Consider the following 18,093-nt stretch of genomic DNA (forward strand, 5'->3'; position numbering starts at 1 on the left):
GCGATAGATCCCGACAGTTCATGAACCTTCCCCCCGAAAGCTCTCCCGACACCCAGCCGATTCGTCTCAGAAGGCATCCATGGTGAGTGTTCAGAAGCCTCCCGGTCGCCGTGAACGTCCCTATGCGCGCGTGCTGTTGCCCCCGGCCATACTGATGGCCGCCGCGACCGGGGCCGCCGTCGCCCTGGTGCCGGCGTCGGCCCGGATCGCCGTCGGCGCGGTGGGGGCGCTGGCCGTGCTGCTGGTCCTCGCCACGGGCGGGGAGGCCGCCCGCCGCGGCCGCAGGCTCCGCGAGGAACAGGCCGAGCACGCCCGTCACAGCGCGTATCTGGAGCACCGGATCGCCGCCCACGACGAGCTGATCGAGCGCTTCGCCACCGACGTCATCCCCCACGGCCTGCTGCGGCTGCGCGTGGGAGAACCGCTGCGCGACGTCATGGTCAAGGGCTACGACGTCGACCCCGAACTGCGCAGTCTGCCGGACGCGTACCGGCAGCTGTTCCGCGCCGCGATGCGCGGAGCCGAGCACGAGATCAACATGCGCGAGGCCACCGAGCAGTCCTTCGTGAGCATCGCCCGCCGCGTCCAGGCCATCGTCCACCAGCAGTCCAACGAACTGCGGGAGATGGAGGAGGACCACGGCCGCAACCCCGAGGTCTTCGACGACCTGCTGCGCATCGACCACGGCACCTCGCTCATCGGCCGTCTCGCCGACACCATCTCCGTCCTCGGCGGCGGCCGCCCCGGCCGTCAGTGGCCCCTGCCGGTCTCCCTCTACAGCACGCTGCGCGGCGCCATGTCGCGCATCCTGGAGTACCGCCGCATCCAGCTGAACTCCATCGTCAACATCAACATCAAGGGCACATCCGTCGAGCCGGTCATCCACGCCGCCGCCGAACTCCTCGACAACGCCACCCGCTACTCACCGCCCTCGACGAAGGTGCACGTCACGGCCGCCGAGGTGCAGTCCGGCGTCGTCATCGAGATCGAGGACGCCGGCGTCAGCCTGAGCGAGGAGTCCCGCGCCCGCATCGAGCGGATGATCGAGGACGCCAAGAACGGCGACGACGCCCACAACCTCGGGGAGAACCCGCGCCTCGGGCTCGCCGTCGTCGGCCGCCTGTGCAAGATGTTCGACATGGAGGTCTCGCTGCGGGCCTCCGCCTATGGCGGTGTCCGCGCGATCCTCATCGTGCCGCGTGTGATGACGACCACCGAGCCCGGTGTCGGCGCCGCCCACGGCATCGGCGCCACCGGTACGCCGATTCCCGCGCTCGGCGCCGTCGAGGGCCCCAAGCGCCCGCCGAAGAGGCGCCGCCCCACCAGCCCCAAGATCCCGGCCGGCATCTCCATGGAGGACGACGTCCCCGTGGTCACCGAGTGGACGGCGGGCGGGCTGCCGCAGCGCCGCAGCCGGATGAAGACGCCGCTGAGCCAGCGGTTCGCCGAGAAGGCCGAGCTCGAGCGGGCCGAGCGGGAGGGCAGGCCGACCATCTGGTCACAGCCCACACCCGAACCCGAGCCCGAGATGGACCCCGAGCGCAAGAAGCTCATGGAGCGGCCACTCGGCCAGGGGATCGAGGACTTCTGGAACGGCCTGCGCAAGGGCATGCCCGAGGGCGCCACCGGGCCGGAACTGACCGACTTCACGAGGCACCCGGAAAAGTACGTGCACCTGCTCAACGACTATGCGGACGAGCCCGTCGAGGGCACCACCGAGGCCGACGACGAGGGGGACCTCAAGTGATCCAGCAGCGAGGCAACATCGACTGGATGCTCAAGCAGCTGAACGACGGCGTGCCGGGCATCGAGATGATCGTGGTCCTCTCCGCGGACGGACTGCGCATCGCCCGCTACGGAGGCGACCCCGACGCCGCCGACCGCGTCGCCGCCGCCTGCGCCGGCGTGCAGAGCCTGGCCGGCGCCATCATCAAGGAGCTCCCCGGCGCCGGAGACATGCAGGTCGTCGTGTTCGAGATCGACGGCGGCTACTTCTACCTCATGAACGCCGGCGACAACGCCTACCTCGCCGTGCTCGCCGACGTGACCTGCGAGCCGGGACGGATGAGCGGCATGATGCGCGACCTCGTGGTCCGCATCGGCGCCCACCTCACCAGTCCGCCGCGGCGGAACGGGCAGAGCGTATGACACCTCCACGGCGCAAACGGCGCGAACCGAAGCCCCCACCGCCGCCTCCGCGGCCGCAGCCGCCGGCGTCCGGGCCGGCGGACGGCGAGGCCGAGCCCAAGAACCCCGAACGGCTCTACACGGTCGCCGGATCCGAGGACGGCGCACGCGCCGAACTCGACCTCGTGACCTTGATCGTGGCGCGCGACGCGCCCCAGCCGGCCGCCTCACCGGAGCAGGCCGCGGTGCTGCGGCTGTGTGCCAACCCCCTGTCCGTGGCCGAGCTCTCGGCCTATCTGAACCTGCCGTTCAGCGCGATGACCGTCCTGATCACCGAGCTGATCACGGCCGAACTGGTAAAGGTGCGCGCCCCGGTCGTCCGCCAGGCGCTCCCCGACCGTTCACTCCTCGAAGCGGTGATGCATGGACTTCAACGGCTCTGACACCATCCCCGGTCCGCGCACCGAGGATCATCTGCCGCACACGGCCGAGACCGCGGTGAAGATCGTGATCGTGGGCGGTTTCGGTGTCGGCAAGACCACCATGGTCGGTTCCGTCAGCGACATCAGGCCGCTGACCACCGAGGAGACCATGACCCAGGCCGGCATCGGCGTGGACGACAACTACGGATCCGATTCCAAGACGGCCACCACCGTGGCGATGGACTTCGGCCGCATCAGCATCACCGACAGGCTGGTGCTCTACCTCTTCGGCACCCCCGGCCAGGAGCGCTTCTGGTTCCTGTGGAACGGCCTGTTCGAAGGCGCGCTCGGCGCGGTCGTCCTCGTCGACACCAGACGCCTGGAAGTGAGCTTCGACGTCATGGGCCGGCTGGAGGAACGCGGCGTGCCCTTCGTCGTCGCCATCAACTCCTTCCCCGACGCGCCCCGTTACCCGGTCGACGAACTGCGCACCGCGCTCGACCTGACCCCGGAGATCCCGATCGTCGAGTGCGACGTGCGCCGCCGGGCCTCCAGCAAGGACGTGCTGATGACCCTGATGCGCTTCCTGCACTCCATCGCGTTGTCCCGCGCCCTGACCTGACCGCAGCCGATCCACCCCCACACCCTTTTTCGTTCCGGAGCGACACCGTGACGTCTGAATCCCCCTCGCTGACCGACACCGACCCCACCCCGGGCCCGCCGCCGGGCTGCCCCGCGCACGCCCTCGGCCCCGGCGGGCTGCACCGGCTCTACGGCCCCGACGCGGCGGACCTGGGCGACCTCTACGAGCGGCTGCGGGAGCAGCACGGCTCCGTGGCACCCGTGCTGCTGCACGAGGACGTACCGATGTGGGTGGTCCTCGGGCACGCCGAGAACCTACATCTGGTGCGCAGCCCCTCGCTGTTCACCCGCGACAGCCGGATCTGGAGCCCGCTGACGGAGGGCACGGTCAAGCCCGACCACCCCCTCATGCCGCACATCGCCTGGCAGCCGATCTGCTCGCACGCCGAGGGCGACGAGCACCAGCGGCTGCGCGCGGCGGTCACCGCGGCCATGGCCACCATGGACCACCGCACCCTGCGCCGCCACATCGGCCGCTACACGCAGGGCCTGGTCAACGGCTTCTGCGAACGCGGCCGGGCCGACCTGGTGTCCCAGTTCGCCGAGCATCTGCCGATGGCCGTCCTGTGCGAGATCCTCGGCATGCCCGAGGAGTACAACGAGCGGATGGTGCACGCCGCGCGCGACGCCCTGAAGGGCACCGAGACCGCCATCCAGAGCCACACCTACGTGATGGACGCCCTGAGCCGGCTCACCACCCGGCGCCGCGCCCAGCCCGAGGAGGACTTCACCAGCCACCTCGTCACCCACCCGGCCGGGCTCAGCGACGACGAGGTCCGCGAACACCTTCGGCTCGTCCTCTTCGCGGCCTACGAGGCCACTGCGAACCTCCTCGCCAACGCGCTGCGCATGGTCCTCACCGAGCCCGGCTTCCGCGCCCAGCTCAGCGGCGGCCAGATGACCGTACCGGAGGCGATCGAGCAGTCCCTGTGGGACGAGCCGCCGTTCAGCACCGTCTTCGCCTACTACGCCAAGCAGGACACCGAGCTGGGCGGGCAGCGCATCCGCAAGGGCGACGGCCTGCTCTTCGCGCCCGCGCCGGGCAACCTCGACCCGCGCATCCGCCCCGACCTGTCCGCGAGCATGCAGGGCAACCGCTCCCACCTCGCCTTCGGCGGCGGCCCGCACGAGTGTCCCGGCCAGGACATCGGCCGCGCCATCGCCGACGTCGGCGTCGACGCGCTGCTGATGCGGCTGTCCGACATCCAGCTGGACTGCCCCGAAGAGGAGTTGAGCTGGCGCTCGTCCATCGCCTCCCGGCACCTGGTGTCCCTGCCCGTGCGCTTCGAGCCGAAGCCGCAGCAGGACGTCGACGTCCCGCCGAGGCCCGTGGCGCTTCCGCCGCAGCGCTCCACCTGGCAGGCCGGCGGCCTGCGCTCCGCCCAGGCCCCGGCCGTCGAGCCGCGTCCCACCGCTTCCCGCCCCGCCCTGCCCGAGCCCTGCCCCGCGGCTCCGGCACCGGCGTCCCGCCCTCGGGGCGTCTGGCGGCGGCTGCTCCACTGGTGGCGCGGCGAGTGACGACGACGGGCGCCCCGCCGGGAGGCGCCGCGACGTGACGTCGGTCGTCCGCGGCGCCCCCGGGGCCGGTCGCGCGGTAGCCCGCGCTCAGCCCCGGCCGGCCCAGCCGTCGTACGACTCCCAGGCGCCGAGCACGCGCCCGCTGGCGAACGCGTGCTCCACGCCGGTGACCGGGTCGGTGAACTCCAGCCTCCGCGCGAGCAGTTGCAGTGGGCGCCGGAAGTCACCGGCCGGCACCGGGCCGGTCACCTCCGGATACAGCGGATCGCCGAGGATGGGCACGCCGAGCGTGTTCAGATGCACCCGCAGCTGATGGGTCTGCCCGGTCGCCGGAACCAGCCGGTACCGGCCCAGCCCGCCTCGGTGCCCGGCCAGTTCGACGTAGGTCTCGGCGTTCGGCTCGCCCTCGACCTCGCGGGCCGCCTGTACCCCGCGCTCCTTCAGGATCCGGCTGCGCACGGTCCGGGGCAGGGCCAGCGAGGGGTCGTACGACGCGACCGCCTCGTACTCCTTGCGCACCCGCCGGTCCCGGAACAGCGTCTGGTACGCGCCGCGCTCCTCCGGTCGCACCGTGAACAGCACCAGCCCCGCGGTCAGCCGGTCCAGGCGGTGCGCCGCGGTCAGCGTCGGGATGCCCAGCTCGCGCCGCAGCCGGGCGAGCGCGGTCTGCGTCACATGGGTGCCGCGCGGGGTCGTGGCCAGGAAGTGCGGCTTGTCGGCGACGACGATGTGCGCGTCCCGGTGGACGACCTCCACCGGGAAGGGCACCGGCACCTCGGCGGGCGGCTCGCGGTGGAACCACACGTACATGCCGGGCTCGTACGGCGCGTCCGGGGTCACCGCCCGCCCGTCGGCGCCGACGATCAGCCCCGCGTCGAACATCGACGCCACCACGCCGGGCCCAGCCCCCGTCAGCCGTTGCACCAGGTGCTCCCGCACGGTGGCCCACGCCCCGCCGTGGGGCAGCCGCACCCGCACGGGATCGACCCCGTCGCGCTGGGGGAGCGGGGCGGGAGGGGGTGGCGTACGGCGTCTCATCGGGGTCAAGAGTACGAGGCGGAAAACGGCTGCGACGACGGCCCGGTGATCGGCAGGATGCGGATCATGCCGTATCTCACCAGCCCGGTCGTGCCGGCCGGAACCCTCGCCCGCGTGTCCCAGCCCACCCTTCCCACCGGCGACGGCCTGTTGCTGCGCACCTGGCGGGCGGAGGACGCACCCGCCGTCCACGCCGCCTTCCAGGACCCGGCGATGCACCAGTGGCACATCAGGTCCGCCGACTCCGAGGAGGAGGTCGCCGGGTGGATCGCGCGGTGGCGGGAGGCCTGGCGGCACGAGCGCGAGGCCCAGTGGGCCGTGTCGGAGGCGGACACCGGGGAACTGCTGGGCCGGGTCGCGCTGCGCGAGATCCTGCTCGGCGACGGCGTCGCCGAGGTCGCGTACTGGACGGTGGCACGGGCGCGTGGCCGGGGTGTCGCGGTCCGGGCCACCACCGCCCTGTCCCGCTGGGCGTTCGAGGAGATCGGGCTGCACCGCCTCGAACTCTCCCACTCCACCACCAACGAGGCCTCCTGCCGGGTGGCCGCCAAGGCCGGCTTCGCCGTCGAGGGCACCAAGCGCAGCGCGCTGCTCCACCCCGACGGCTGGCACGACATGCACCTCCACGCGCGCGTCCGGGGCGACTGACCGGCCCCCCGGGCCCCCGCACGCGATATATCGAGTGGGTGTTGACCCTCGCGAAGAGAACGCGATATGTTCGTGTGCGGATATTCGGAAGCGAGGCGATCGTCATGGTCCTGAAGCGTCGCAAGCTCGGCAACCCGCTGGCGCTCGCGGTGATGGCGACCCTCTGGCAGAAGCCCATGCATCCGTACGAGATCGCGCAGACCCTGCGCCGCCAGGGGAAGGACGCCAGCACCAAGATCAACTACGGCTCGCTCTACACGGTCGTGCAGAACCTCGAGAAGCACGCGTTCGTCGAGGTGACCGACGTCGAGCGGCAGGGCAACCGTCCGGAGCGCACGGTGTACGGGCTGACCGACGCCGGGCGTGAGGAGCTGGCCGAATGGCTGTCGGACCTCATCGCCCTCCCGGCGAAGGAGTACCCGATCTTCGAGACCGCCCTCTCGCTCATGGGTGCGCTGCACCCGGACGAGGTGGTGCGGCTGCTTCGGGAGCGGCTCAGCGCTCTGGAGGTGCAGGTGGCGAGCGGCCGGGGGGCACTGGAGAAGCTGTACGAGACGCTGCCCCGGCTCTTCCTCGTCGAGACCGAGTACCAGCTGCACATGACCGCGGCGCAGGCCGAGTGGGTCCGCGGCTTCCTGGCGGAGATCGAGGAGGGCACGCTGCCGAGGGTCGACGAGTGGCGGCACTACCACGAGACCGGGGAGCTGCCCCCGGACCTCACCCCGACCACCTGAGGAGAAACACGACCCCGACGGGGCTGTTGCAGCAGCTCCGCCGGGGTCTCGAACCCCGAAACGGATCCGCCGTGCGGCGGCTCCGGGCCATCGAGGTGCGGCACACCCAGGATAGCCCGGCGCTCTTCACGTGGATCTTCCATCCTTCGCACACGCAGGAGAGCAGTCGTCATGAACACCCGTGCGCCCGCAGTGGAGGCGCGCCGGCTCGTCAAGACCTATCCCGGTGACGTCACCGCCCTCGGTGGCCTGGACATCACCGTGGCACCGGGCATCGTCTTCGGACTCCTCGGCCCCAACGGCGCCGGCAAGTCCACCACCGTCAAGATCCTCACCACCCTGGCCCGCCCCGACTCCGGCGCCGCCACCGTCGCCGGGCACGACGTACTGCGCCACCCCGACCGGGTGCGCCGCGCGATCGGCGTGGTCGCCCAGCAGTCCGGCGCCGACCCGATGGCGACGGGCCGTGAGAACCTGCAACTGCAGGGCCGCCTCTACGGACTGAGCGGTACGGCGCTCAACCACCGGGTGGACGAGCTGCTGGAGCGGTTCAGCCTCGCCGACGCCGCCCGCCGGCCGGTCAAGGGCTACTCGGGCGGCATGCGGCGCCGCCTCGACGTGGCGCTGGGGCTGGTGCACCGGCCCGAGGTGCTGTTCCTGGACGAGCCGACCACCGGACTCGACCCCGAGGCGCGCACCGCGATGTGGGAGGAGATCGGGCGCCTGGCCGGTGAGGAGGGGCTGACGATCCTGCTCACCACGCACTACCTGGAGGAGGCCGACCGGCTCGCCGAGCGCATCGCGATCGTCGACCGCGGCCGGGTCGTGGTCGAGGGCACCCCGGACGCCCTCAAGGGTGAACTGCGCGGTGACGCCGTCCACCTGGAGCTGCGTGAAGCGGTCGGCGAGGCCGGCCGCACGCTGCTCGCCGGTGCCCTGACCGCCCTGCCCGGGGTGCACGAGGCGCAGTGCGAGGGGCGCCGGATCAGCGTCCGCGCCGACCACGGTGCGGCCACGGTGCCCGCGCTGCTGGCCGCGCTCGACCGGGCCGGGGTCACCGTCGCCTCCGCCACCGTCGCCCGGCCCTCGCTGGACGACGTCTACCTCCGCCACGCGGGCCGCCGGTACACCGATGCCGGGACCGCGACCGGGGCCGTGCTCGCGGGAGGTGTGCGATGACGGACGCCCTGACCCAGACCTGGTACATGACACAGCGTCAACTACGGGTGTTCGCCCGGCAGCCCGCCTACGCGGTCATCACCCTGATCCAGCCCGTGATCTGGCTGTTCCTGTTCGGAAACCTCTTCAAGAAGGTCGTCGAGCTGGGCGGCTTCGGCACCACCTCGTACCTGGACTACCTGGTGCCGGGCGTGGTGGTGATGAGCGCCCTCGGCTCCAACATGTGGGCCGGCATGGGCACGTTGGAGGAGATCCAGCGCGGCACCCTGGACCGGTTCCTGACCACCCCGGTCAGCCGGGCCGCGCTGATGAACGGCAACGTCGTCAACAACGGCCTCGTCACGGCGTTCCAGTCGGTGGTCATCGTGCTGCTCGGCCTGCTCGGCGGCGCGGACTACCCCGGCGGGGTCGGCGGCATCGCCCTCCTCGTACTGGCCTCCGTCCTGCTCGGCACGGTCTTCGGCGCCCTGTCCAACGCGCTGGGCATGCTCGTTCGGGAACGGGAGTCGATCATCGGCATCAACACCTTCCTGCTGCTGCCGCTGACCTTCCTCTCCAGCGCCTTCATGGCACCCGCGCAGATGCCCGGCTGGATGCGGCACATCGCCGACTTCAACCCGGTCAACTGGGCCATGGTGGCGGGCCGTTCGGCGATGTCCGAGCATCCCGACCCGGGCGGCCTCCTCAGCCGGGGCGGCGCGCTGCTCGCGCTGGCGATCGCGGCGGTGTGGCTGTCGATCCGCACCTTCCGCTCGTACCAGCGGTCGGTGTGACGCGCGCGCGGTGCCCCGTGCGACGGCGGACGCGGTGCTCGGTGTGGCGGTGCACGCGGTGCACGCCACGAACGCGGGCGCGGCGGCCGGTGTGAGGATGTAGCGCATGCCGGCCTATGACCTCGCGGACCGACTCGTCGTCGGTGTCGCCTCCAGTGCCCTGTTCGACCTGCGGGAGTCGGACGCCGTCTTCCGCGAGCAGGGCGAGGAGGCCTACCGGGCCTACCAGGAGGAGCATGTGGCCCACACGCTCCGACCCGGAGTCGCGTTCGCGTTCATCCGCAGGCTGCTGTCGCTGAACGACCTCGGCGAGCCGGGCGATCCGCTCGTCGAGGTCATCATCCTCTCCCGCAACGACCCCGACACCGGCCTGCGGGTCATGCGCTCGATCCAGGCCCACGGGCTGCCGATCAGCCGCGCCGTGTTCATGCAGGGCCGGTCCCCGTACAAGTTCATGCCGGCGCTGAACATGTCCCTGTTCCTGTCGGCGAACGGCGACGACGTGCGGGAGGCCGTCGCCGCCGGGCTGCCCGCCGGACATGTGCTCGGCGCCGCGTACCCGGACGACCTCGCCGACCGGGAGCTGCGGATCGCCTTCGACTTCGACGGCGTGCTCGCCGGTGACGCTGCCGAGCAGGTGTACCAGTCCGACGGCTTGGAGGAGTTCCGCGCGCACGAGGCCCGTAACGCGGCGACCCCGCACGACCCCGGCCCGCTGCGCGACTTCCTCGCGGGCGTCAACCGCATACAGCGCCGGGAGGAGCGGCGCCGGGAGGCCGATCCGGGCTACGCGGTGCGGGTCCACGTCTCCATCGTGACCGCGCGCAACGCACCGGCCCACGAGCGGGCCGTGAACAGCCTCAAGGAGTGGGGCGTGCGGGTCAACGACGCCTTCTTCCTCGGCGGCATAGACAAGGGCGCCGTCATGAGGGTGCTGGACCCGCACATCTTCTTCGACGACCAGGTGACCCACCTGCGGAGCACGTCCCGGACCACGCCGAGCGTGCACATCCCGTTCGGCAAGATCAACGAGACGGCCCCCTGAACGGTCCGTGCTCAGGCCGCCGCCGCCCCGCCCTCCTGCTCGACCTCGATGCGCGCGTTCCACTCCCGCTTGGAGGCCTGCCAGCCGTCCTCGTCATGGCCCAGGCGCCAGTAGCCGGAGATCGACAGGTCCTCACGCGGGATCTGGAGCTCGACCCGCAGCAGCCGGCGCAGCTCCTTCACGAAGCCCGCCTCGCCGTGCACGAACGCCTGCACCCGGCCCTCGGGGAACTCCAGCCCCCGCACGGCCTCCAGCAGCGCCTCGCCGACCGGCCGGTTTCCGCGGTGCAGCCAGACGACCTCCGCATCGGAGTCGATCTTCTGCTCCTCCCCGGGGCCGGACACCTCCACGAAGGCATGCGCGCGGGCGCCGGCGGGAATCGTCTCCAGGGCCCGCGCGATCGCGGGCAGCGCGCTCTCGTCACCGGCGAGCAGATGCCAGTCGGCCGCCGGGTCGGGGGCGTAGGCGCCGCCGGGGCCCATGAAGCGCACGGTCTCACCCGGCTGCACCCGGGCGGCCCACGGTCCGGCCAGGCCCTCGTCGCCGTGGACCACGAAGTCCAGGGTCAGCTCCCGGTGTTCGGGATCCCAGGCGCGCACGGTGTACGTCCGGGTCACCGGCCACTGCTCGCGCGGGAACTCCGCGCGGATCCGCTCCAGGTCGAAGGGCTCCGGATAGGTCACGCCCGCAGGGCCGAAGAGCAGCTTCACATAGTGGTCGGTGCAGGTGTCCGCCGCGAAGCCGGCCAGGCCCTCGCCGCCGAGCACCACCCGCTGCATGTGCGGCGTCAGCCGCTCGGTGCGGATCACCTGGGCGGTACGGGCCTTGCGCGGCTTTCGTCCCGGACGCTCTGCCATCACGACCTCCTGCCAAATGGTTAGGTTTACCTAAGTTAGCATCTCGCTCCTGTGCAACACCTCTCTCCGGAGCGCCGGATGAGGGCCCTTGACCGGAAAATTTCCTTTCAAGGTCCCTCAGGACCCTCGGGTCCCTCGGCGAGCGTGGTGAGCAGCCGCCGCAGCGAGCCGCCCAGTCCCCACCGCTCGGCCAGCCGCTCCAGTGCGGCCGGGTCGCGCGGGGCGCGCGGGAGGGCCGTGTCCACGTCGGGCAGCGGTACGTCGTCGGCCACCCGTACCACCTTCGGCGCGACCGCCACGTACGGGCGGGCCTCGTCCAGCCGTTTGCGCTGCGACGGTGTGAGCTTCGCCTTCGGGTCGTCCAGTGCGGCCATGATGGCGGCCAGGTCGCCGAACTCGGCGAGCAGCTTCGCGGCCGTCTTCTCGCCGATCCCGGCCACACCGGGCAGGCCGTCGCTCGGGTCGCCGCGCAGCAGCGCCAGGTCCGCGTACCCGCGCCCGTCGACCCCATACTTCTCGCGCAGCGCCGCCTCGTCGGTCAGCTGCAGTGTGCCGACGCCCTTCAGCGGATACAGCACCCGGACGCCGCGCGCGTCGTCCACCAGCTGGTACAGGTCGCGGTCGCCGGTGACGATGTCCACCGGGACCGCGGCGCGCGCGGTGAACGTGCCGATCACGTCGTCCGCCTCGTACCCAGCGACGCCGACCCGGGCGATCCCGAGCGCGTCCAGCACGGCCTCGATGACCGGCACCTGCGGGGAGAGGGTGTCGGGCACCTCCTCCTCGTCAGGCGCGTCCTCGTGCTCCTCGGCGACCCGGTGTGCCTTGTAGGTGGGAATGAGGTCCACCCGCCACTGCGGCCGCCAGTCGGCGTCCATGCAGGCCACCAGCTGCTGCGGCCGGTGGTCCTTGACCAGCCGGTCGATGAAGTCCAGCAGCCCGCGCACGGCGTTCACGGGCGTGCCGTCCGGTGCCCTCACGGAGTCCGGGACGCCGAAGTAGGCGCGGAAGTACAGCGATGCGGTGTCGAGGAGCATGAGTCGTCCGGTCACGTTCGCATCATGCCGCACGGCACCGACATCGCCCGGTCAGTGACAGCGGCCGCCTCAAGCGCGGCCGCTCCGTGACGAGCGCCGCGCAGGCCGGCGGGGCACGGCCCACGGCGGCCCAGGCCGGCCACAGGCACCACGCGGAGACCACCGCGGTCAGAGGCCGCGGGAGCGCGGACACGACGCTGACCCGGCCCGGCGCGGGCAGGACCCCCTTGTCCTTGCAGGCCGGGCTGTGAGATGAGCCACTTAAAAGTTTGACCATGTGGATCTCGGGGAGGCGCGGCCTCTGTCATGTCCCCGAGGCGAGAGGCACGCGTGCAACCGAGGCTTGAGGTCGAACACCTGTTCAAGGTGTTCGGCGGACGACCGGAGCAAGGGGTGGAACGCCTGCGGCAGGGCGCGGACCGGGAGGAGCTGCGCGCCGACGGCACCACCGCCGCCGTGATCGACGCCTCCTTCCGTGTCGGGGCGGGCGAGATCTTCGTCGTCATGGGCCTGTCGGGCTCCGGCAAGTCCACCCTCCTGCGCATGCTCAACGGCCTGCTGGAGCCGACCGCGGGCAGCGTCCGTTTCGACGGCCAGGACCTGACCGCGCTCAGCGCCCGCGAGCTGCGCGAGCTGCGCTCGCGGAAGATCAGCATGGTCTTCCAGCACTTCGCGCTGTTCCCGCACCGCAGCGTCCGCGACAACGCCGCCTACGGCCTGGAAGTGCAGGGCGTGCCCCGCGCCGAGCGTGAGCGCCGCGCCGACGAGGCGCTCGCCCTGTGCGGCCTGGCCGGTTGGGAGGAGTCCTGGCCCGACGAGCTGTCCGGCGGCATGCAGCAGCGCGTCGGCCTCGCCCGCGCCCTCGCCACCGACGCCGATCTGCTCCTCATGGACGAGTCCTTCAGCGCCCTGGACCCGCTGATCCGCCGTGACATGCAGGACCAGTTGCTGGAACTGCAGGAGACGCTGAAGAAGACCATCGTCTTCATCACCCACGACCTCAACGAGGCCGTGCGCCTCGGCGACCGCATCGCGGTGATGCGCGACGGGCGCATCGTGCAGACCGGCACCGCCGAGGACATCCTGCTGCGCCCGGCGAACGACTACGTCGCCTCGTTCGTCCAGGACGTCGACCGCACCCGGGCGCTGACGGCGGGAGCCCTCATGGACACCTCGGTCACGGGCGACGCCCCCCTGTGCGGCTGCGAGACCGCGACCCGCGAGACGCCGTTCACCGAGCTGTGCGCGATCAGTGCCCGGCTGTCGCACCGCGTCTCCGTGGTGGACGAGGCGAACCGGGTCATCGGTGTCGTACCGAGGCAGCGGCTGGTCGGCTTCCTCGGCGACGAGACGGCCGGTCCCGTGTCCTGCGACAACCCGGAGGGCAAGGTGATCGGCCGTGCCTAGGATCCACCTCGGCGACTGGGTCGACTCCGGCGTCAACTGGCTGGTCGACCACCTCTCCTGGCTCTTCGACGCCGTCAAGGCGGTCATGGAGGGCATGTACAACGGCATCGACGCCGTCCTCGGCGCGCCCCAGCCGCTGCTGATGGCCGGCATCCTCGCCGTCATCGCCTGGTGGCTGCGCGGTCTCGTCGCCGGCGTCCTCGCCTTCGCGGGATTCGCGCTGGTCGACTCCCTCGCCCTGTGGGACCGGGCCATGTCCACGCTCGCCCTGGTCCTCGTGGCGACCGTGATCGCGCTGGTGATCTCGCTCCCGCTGGGCATCTGGGCGGCCCGCTCCAAGGCGGTCAGCGCGGCCGTACGGCCCGTCCTGGACCTGCTGCAGACCATGCCGTCGATGGTTCTGCTGATCCCGGCCATGCTGTTCTTCGGCCTCGGCACGGCCGCCGGTGTCGTCGCCACCCTGATCTTCGCGCTCGCCCCCGGCGTGCGCATGACCGAGCTGGGTATCCGCCAGGTCGACGCCGAACTGGTCGAGGCCGCCGAGGCGTTCGGCACCACACCCCGCGACATCCTCTGGCGCGTCCAGCTGCCGCTCGCCCTGCCCACCGTCATGGCCGGCGTCAACCAGGTGATCATGCTGGGCCTGTCCATGGTCGTCATCGCGGGCATGGTCGGCACCGGCGGCCTCGGCGGCGCCGTGAACGAGGCCATCGGCCAGCTCGACATCGGCTACGGCTTCGAGGCGGGCGTCGGCATCGTCGTCCTCGCCATCTACCTGGACCGCATCACCGGCGCCCTCGGCACCCAGCTCTCCCCGCTGGGCCGCAGGGCCGCCGCCAAGGCCCCCACGCGCGCGTGGAGCCACCGCCCACGCCCGGCCGTGGCCGTCGTCGGCGTGGTCGTCCTCGCCCTGGTCGCGGGCGGGACGGGCGTCTTCGGCCCGTCCGCCGGCACCTCCGAGGCCTCCGGCACGGACGACGTCGGCAAGGGCAAGGAGATCAGGATCGGCTACATCCCCTGGGACGAGGGCGTCGCCTCGACCTTCCTCTGGAAGGAGATCCTGGAGGAACGCGGCTTCAAGGTCACCACCACCCAGTACGCGGCCGGTCCCCTCTACACCGGCCTCGCCACCGGCCAGCTCGACTTCGAGACCGACTCCTGGCTGCCCACCACCCACGCCGAGTACTGGAAGAAGTACGGCAGGCAGCTCGACGACCTCGGCTCGTGGTTCGGTCCCACCTCCCTGGAGCTGACCGTCCCGTCGTACGTGAAGGACGTGAACTCCCTCGCGGACCTGAAGGACCACGCCTCCGAGTTCGGCGGGAGGATCGTCGGCATCGAGCCCAGCGCGGGCGAGATGAGCCTGCTCAAGGACAAGGTCCTCAAGGCGTACGGCCTCGACGGCACGTACGAGGTGATCGACGGCTCCACCCCGGCCATGCTCGCCGAGCTCAAGCGCGCCTACGCCAGGAAGCAGCCGGTGGTCGTCACCCTGTGGTCCCCGCACTGGGCCTACAGCGACTACGACCTGAAGAAGCTCAAGGACCCCGAGGGCGCCTGGGGCAAGAGCGACGGCGTGCACACCCTCGCCCGCAAGGGCTTCGCCGGCGACAACCCGCAGGTCGGCAAGTGGCTGAAGGACTTCTCCATGGCGGAGAAGCAGCTCACGGGCCTGGAGTCGCAGATCCAGAAGGCCGGCAAGGGCAAGGAGCAGGACGCCGTCCGCGCCTGGCTCCGCCAGAACCCCGGCCTGGTCGCCAAGTGGGCCCCGGTCGCCGGGCACGACGCCCGGAGTCGGGCGGCCGGGTGACCTGACCGCCCCGGACCGCCACCCGAGGGGCGGGCCGCGGACGCCGCAGAGCGTCCGGCGGCCCGCCCCTCGCGGCGTCCACGCGCACGGCAGGAATCCGGCCAATCGCAGAGAGTGACGACCGCCGGCCCGGGCGGCGTCGCCCGGCCCCGCTGGTCGGCGTGTTCACCCTTGGCCGGGACGCCGTACCGGACGGGCCGCGGCCCCGGCACGCTGGCGCGAACCGTGAGGGTGGGGACTCGACGGCATGTCGGGGTTGTGACAGGGACGTGAAACGGTTTGCCGAACATGCGTAGGGTGCAGTGAAGTCATCAGAAGGGGTGCGCCCGGTCCGGGCACCCGGAAGGCGGCACGACGAGCGGGGGAGGGAGCCGGAGCGATGGGTGACCACAAAGAACAGCCCGTGCGGGTGGGCGCGGCCGTCCGGCGGCGCCGCCGTGCCCTGGAGCTGACTCTCGCCGTGGTGGCCGAGCGCAGCGGACTGTCGGTGCCCTTCCTCAGCCAGGTCGAGAACGACCGGGCCCGCCCGAGCCGCTCCTCCCTGGAGAAGCTCGCCGACGCCCTGCGCACCACGGCCGTCGAACTCCTCGCCGCCGCCGACCCGGCGGCCAGCGTGGACCTGGTGCGCGCCGACCCGGCCGCCGAGGACGACGACTTCGAGCCCCGCACCCGCTCCCTGGTCCGCGGCCACCACCAGCTGCACGCCTCCGAGTTCACCGGAGACCACGACGCCGGCCGCGAGTTCCAGCACCGCAACGACGAGCTGATGTACGTCGCCGACGGTGCGGTGGAGATCGAGGCCGAGGGCCGCGCGTACCGGCTCGGCCGCGGGGACACGCTCTACCTGACCGGCGGGGTGCGGCATCGGTGGCGGGCGACGGTGCCGGACACGCGGGTCGTCGTGGTGGCGGTGGCCGAACACATCGAGGCCGTCCAGGATCGGTCGCGCTGACGGTGGAGGCGTGATTGGCCGTCGAGCGTCCGCAGGTTCGTCGGGGCTGGTCGCGTTCGCGCGGCGGCAGCCGCATGCCGGACACAGCCCCGCGCCCCGTCGGGGCGCGGATCGTCTCCTTGGTTCCCTCGTTGACCGAGGCGGTGGCCGTCACGCTGCCCGGAGCCCTGGTCGGCGCCACCGACTGGTGCACCCACCCGGCCGACCTGGACGTCACCCGGATCGGTGGCACCAAGAACCCCCAGCTCGACCGCATCCTCGCCCTCGCCCCCGAGCTGGTGATCGCCAACGAGGAGGAGAACCGGGCCCCTGACCTCGAGGCGCTGCGCGCCGCGGGCCTGGACGTGCTGGTCACCGAGGTGCGGAGCGTTCCGCAGGCCTTCGCCGAGCTGGAACGGGTGCTCGTCGCCTGCGGCGCGCCGGGACGCCCGCGGTGGCTGGCGGAGGCGGAGGCCGCCTGGGCGGGGCCGGCGCGGGCGCGGGGCCGTACGACGGCGGTCGTGCCGATCTGGCGCCGGCCCTGGATGGTCCTCGGCCGCGACACCTTCGCGGGCGACGTCCTGGCCCGGCTCGGCGTGCACCACCTGTACGCCGGCCACGCCGAGCGCTACCCCCGTGTCCCGCTGGAGGAGCTGCGCGCCGCGGCCCCGGACCTGGTGGTCCTGCCCGACGAGCCCTACCGCTTCACCGCCGACGACGGCCCGGAGGCCTTCCCCGGCCTGCCCTGCGCCCTGGTCAGCGGGCGGCATCTGACCTGGTACGGCCCGTCCCTGGCCGAGGCGCCAGGGGTGCTGTCCGAGGCGCTGCGAGCAGCTCGCCGCTGAGCAGACCGCGCACGGTGCCGGCGGCGGCCGCGAGCCAGGCGGCGGTGAGGACGGCGTACAGCCCGACGGCCAGCCCGTCGTAGGCCACGAGACCGGTGTGCCGGGCCAGTGCCAGTGCGCCGGTGACACAGGTGCCCACCGGGAAGGTGAGCGCCCACCAGGACATCGTGAAACCCATGCCCTGCCGGCGGCCCCGGACCACGTGCGCGGTCGCCAGCGCCAGCCACAGCAGCGCGAACCCCATGACCGGCACCCCGTACAGCATCACGAAGACGCCGAGGCCACGGGCGTACGGAGCCGGTACGACCCCCGGAGCCGCGTCCGCGATCCTGCCGACCGCGGTGGTGGACTGCCCGAGCGGACCCAGGACCAGGAACACGGTGGGGGTGAGCGCGAGCGGCAGCGGGCCCGAGAGCAGCCGGGCGAAGACCAGTGCCAGCATCAGCAGCGACGCGAACAGGCTCAGCCCGAACAGCGCGAGGCAGGCCAGCAGCAGGGTCTCGCGGGGCTGCCCCGCCGGCAGGTGCGGCACCAGCAGCGGGCCGAGCGCGGCCGACACCATGGGCGCGACCAGCGGCAGGAGCCATGCCGGGGCCGCCTGCGCGGGCTCGACGTGATGACGTACGGCCATCAGGTACGGGACGGCCACGGCGGCCCCCAGTCCGACCGCCGTGCCGGCGGTGAACAGTACGGCGTCCAGGACGACGGCTGTGCCGGTTCCGATCACACGCTGCCCGACCGTCAGGGCGCCGCCGCCGACGGCCAGCAGGGCCATCGACAGACAGCCGTAGAAGGGGACCACGGCCGGGTCGAGGAGATCGGCGCGGGCCTTGTCGCGGTGGTGGATCCAGTGCAGGGTCCGGGCCGTCAGCAGGACCGCCAGCATGACCAGGGACAGCGCCCACACTCCCGCGAGGACGTCGGGCACACCGTTCACGTGCCCGGGCAGCGCCACGCCGGCCAAGGCGACGATGGCCGTGCCCATGACGGCTGCGTACCAGTGGGGGCCGAGGTGGCGGACGCGGGCGGCACGCGGGAGGGGGACGGCTGACAGCGGTTGGACTGCGGTGACCATGGTTC

Annotated in this window: 18 protein-coding genes; 14 read left to right on the plus strand and 4 right to left on the minus strand. The window is 72.1% G+C overall.

Annotated features, from left to right (window positions below; all coding sequences use genetic code 11):
• The first annotated feature begins 79 nt into the window (after window positions 1-79).
• From AB0L59_RS38620 to AB0L59_RS38640, 5 genes are read left to right on the plus strand one after another with little or no spacing between them, the layout of a single operon-like run.
• Complete coding sequence (locus tag AB0L59_RS38620) at window positions 80-1,747, plus strand: ATP-binding protein (RefSeq protein ID WP_365591813.1); 1,668 nt, start codon at window positions 80-82, stop codon at window positions 1,745-1,747.
• The gene (locus tag AB0L59_RS38625) at window positions 1,744-2,148 is read left to right on the plus strand and encodes a roadblock/LC7 domain-containing protein (protein ID WP_365591815.1); all 405 of its coding nucleotides are present in this window, start codon (window positions 1,744-1,746) and stop codon (window positions 2,146-2,148) included. Before AB0L59_RS38620 ends, AB0L59_RS38625 begins: the two co-directional genes overlap by 4 nt.
• Window positions 2,145-2,570: a DUF742 domain-containing protein gene (locus tag AB0L59_RS38630; protein WP_365591817.1), complete on the plus strand. Its 426-nt coding sequence runs from the start codon at window positions 2,145-2,147 to the stop codon at window positions 2,568-2,570. Before AB0L59_RS38625 ends, AB0L59_RS38630 begins: the two co-directional genes overlap by 4 nt.
• Window positions 2,551-3,171, plus strand: a complete 621-nt coding sequence (locus tag AB0L59_RS38635; protein ID WP_365591819.1) for an ATP/GTP-binding protein — start codon at window positions 2,551-2,553, stop codon at window positions 3,169-3,171. Before AB0L59_RS38630 ends, AB0L59_RS38635 begins: the two co-directional genes overlap by 20 nt.
• Before the next feature lie 47 nt (window positions 3,172-3,218).
• A complete protein-coding gene (locus tag AB0L59_RS38640) occupies window positions 3,219-4,709 on the plus strand; it encodes a cytochrome P450 (RefSeq protein WP_365591821.1) in 1,491 nt (496 codons plus the stop codon).
• A gap of 87 nt (window positions 4,710-4,796) precedes the next feature.
• On the opposite strand, the gene AB0L59_RS38645 is transcribed toward AB0L59_RS38640, so the two are convergent.
• A complete protein-coding gene (locus AB0L59_RS38645; RefSeq protein ID WP_365591823.1) occupies window positions 4,797-5,747 on the minus strand; it encodes an RluA family pseudouridine synthase in 951 nt (316 codons plus the stop codon).
• Window positions 5,748-5,813: 66 nt separating this feature from the next.
• Between AB0L59_RS38645 and AB0L59_RS38650 the strand changes: the two genes are divergently transcribed.
• From AB0L59_RS38650 to AB0L59_RS38670, 5 genes are all read left to right on the plus strand, one after another.
• Complete coding sequence (locus AB0L59_RS38650; RefSeq protein WP_365591825.1) at window positions 5,814-6,395, plus strand: GNAT family N-acetyltransferase; 582 nt, start codon at window positions 5,814-5,816, stop codon at window positions 6,393-6,395.
• A gap of 104 nt (window positions 6,396-6,499) precedes the next feature.
• Entirely contained in the window at window positions 6,500-7,129 is a 630-nt protein-coding gene (locus tag AB0L59_RS38655; RefSeq protein WP_365591828.1) for a PadR family transcriptional regulator, read from the plus strand.
• Window positions 7,130-7,300: 171 nt separating this feature from the next.
• Window positions 7,301-8,308 carry an ATP-binding cassette domain-containing protein gene (locus tag AB0L59_RS38660; RefSeq protein WP_365591831.1) on the plus strand — a complete coding sequence of 336 codons (1,008 nt, stop codon included), beginning with the start codon at window positions 7,301-7,303 and terminating at the stop codon, window positions 8,306-8,308.
• On the plus strand, window positions 8,305-9,081 hold the full coding sequence (locus AB0L59_RS38665; protein ID WP_365591834.1) for an ABC transporter permease: 777 nt from the start codon (window positions 8,305-8,307) through the stop codon (window positions 9,079-9,081). Before AB0L59_RS38660 ends, AB0L59_RS38665 begins: the two co-directional genes overlap by 4 nt.
• Before the next feature lie 106 nt (window positions 9,082-9,187).
• Window positions 9,188-10,126 (plus strand): 5'-nucleotidase, encoded by a 939-nt coding sequence (locus AB0L59_RS38670; RefSeq protein WP_365591836.1) that lies wholly within the window; start codon window positions 9,188-9,190, stop codon window positions 10,124-10,126.
• 11 nt (window positions 10,127-10,137) lie between these two features.
• Here the strand turns inward: AB0L59_RS38670 and AB0L59_RS38675 are convergent, their stop codons facing one another.
• Window positions 10,138-10,983 (minus strand): siderophore-interacting protein, encoded by an 846-nt coding sequence (locus AB0L59_RS38675; RefSeq protein WP_365591838.1) that lies wholly within the window; start codon window positions 10,981-10,983, stop codon window positions 10,138-10,140.
• 107 nt (window positions 10,984-11,090) lie between these two features.
• Window positions 11,091-12,035 carry a 5'-3' exonuclease gene (locus AB0L59_RS38680; RefSeq protein ID WP_365591841.1) on the minus strand — a complete coding sequence of 315 codons (945 nt, stop codon included), beginning with the start codon at window positions 12,033-12,035 and terminating at the stop codon, window positions 11,091-11,093.
• Between the two features lie 315 nt (window positions 12,036-12,350).
• On the opposite strand from AB0L59_RS38680, the gene AB0L59_RS38685 reads away from it, so the two are divergent.
• From AB0L59_RS38685 to AB0L59_RS38700, 4 genes are all read left to right on the plus strand, one after another.
• The gene (locus AB0L59_RS38685; RefSeq protein ID WP_365591843.1) at window positions 12,351-13,427 is read left to right on the plus strand and encodes a glycine betaine/L-proline ABC transporter ATP-binding protein; all 1,077 of its coding nucleotides are present in this window, start codon (window positions 12,351-12,353) and stop codon (window positions 13,425-13,427) included.
• A complete protein-coding gene (locus AB0L59_RS38690; RefSeq protein WP_365591846.1) occupies window positions 13,420-15,237 on the plus strand; it encodes an ABC transporter permease/substrate binding protein in 1,818 nt (605 codons plus the stop codon). The genes AB0L59_RS38685 and AB0L59_RS38690 overlap by 8 nt, the downstream gene beginning before the upstream one ends.
• A gap of 379 nt (window positions 15,238-15,616) precedes the next feature.
• Complete coding sequence (locus tag AB0L59_RS38695; RefSeq protein ID WP_365591849.1) at window positions 15,617-16,189, plus strand: XRE family transcriptional regulator; 573 nt, start codon at window positions 15,617-15,619, stop codon at window positions 16,187-16,189.
• Between the two features lie 74 nt (window positions 16,190-16,263).
• Window positions 16,264-17,013 (plus strand): helical backbone metal receptor, encoded by a 750-nt coding sequence (locus AB0L59_RS38700; protein ID WP_365591851.1) that lies wholly within the window; start codon window positions 16,264-16,266, stop codon window positions 17,011-17,013.
• Here the strand turns inward: AB0L59_RS38700 and AB0L59_RS38705 are convergent.
• Window positions 16,925-18,088 carry a TDT family transporter gene (locus AB0L59_RS38705; RefSeq protein ID WP_365591854.1) on the minus strand — a complete coding sequence of 388 codons (1,164 nt, stop codon included), beginning with the start codon at window positions 18,086-18,088 and terminating at the stop codon, window positions 16,925-16,927. The genes AB0L59_RS38700 and AB0L59_RS38705 overlap by 89 nt on opposite strands.
• Window positions 18,089-18,093 lie beyond the last annotated feature (5 nt).

This window comes from Streptomyces sp. NPDC052109 (assembly GCF_040680195.1).
Lineage (GTDB): Bacteria > Actinomycetota > Actinomycetes > Streptomycetales > Streptomycetaceae > Streptomyces.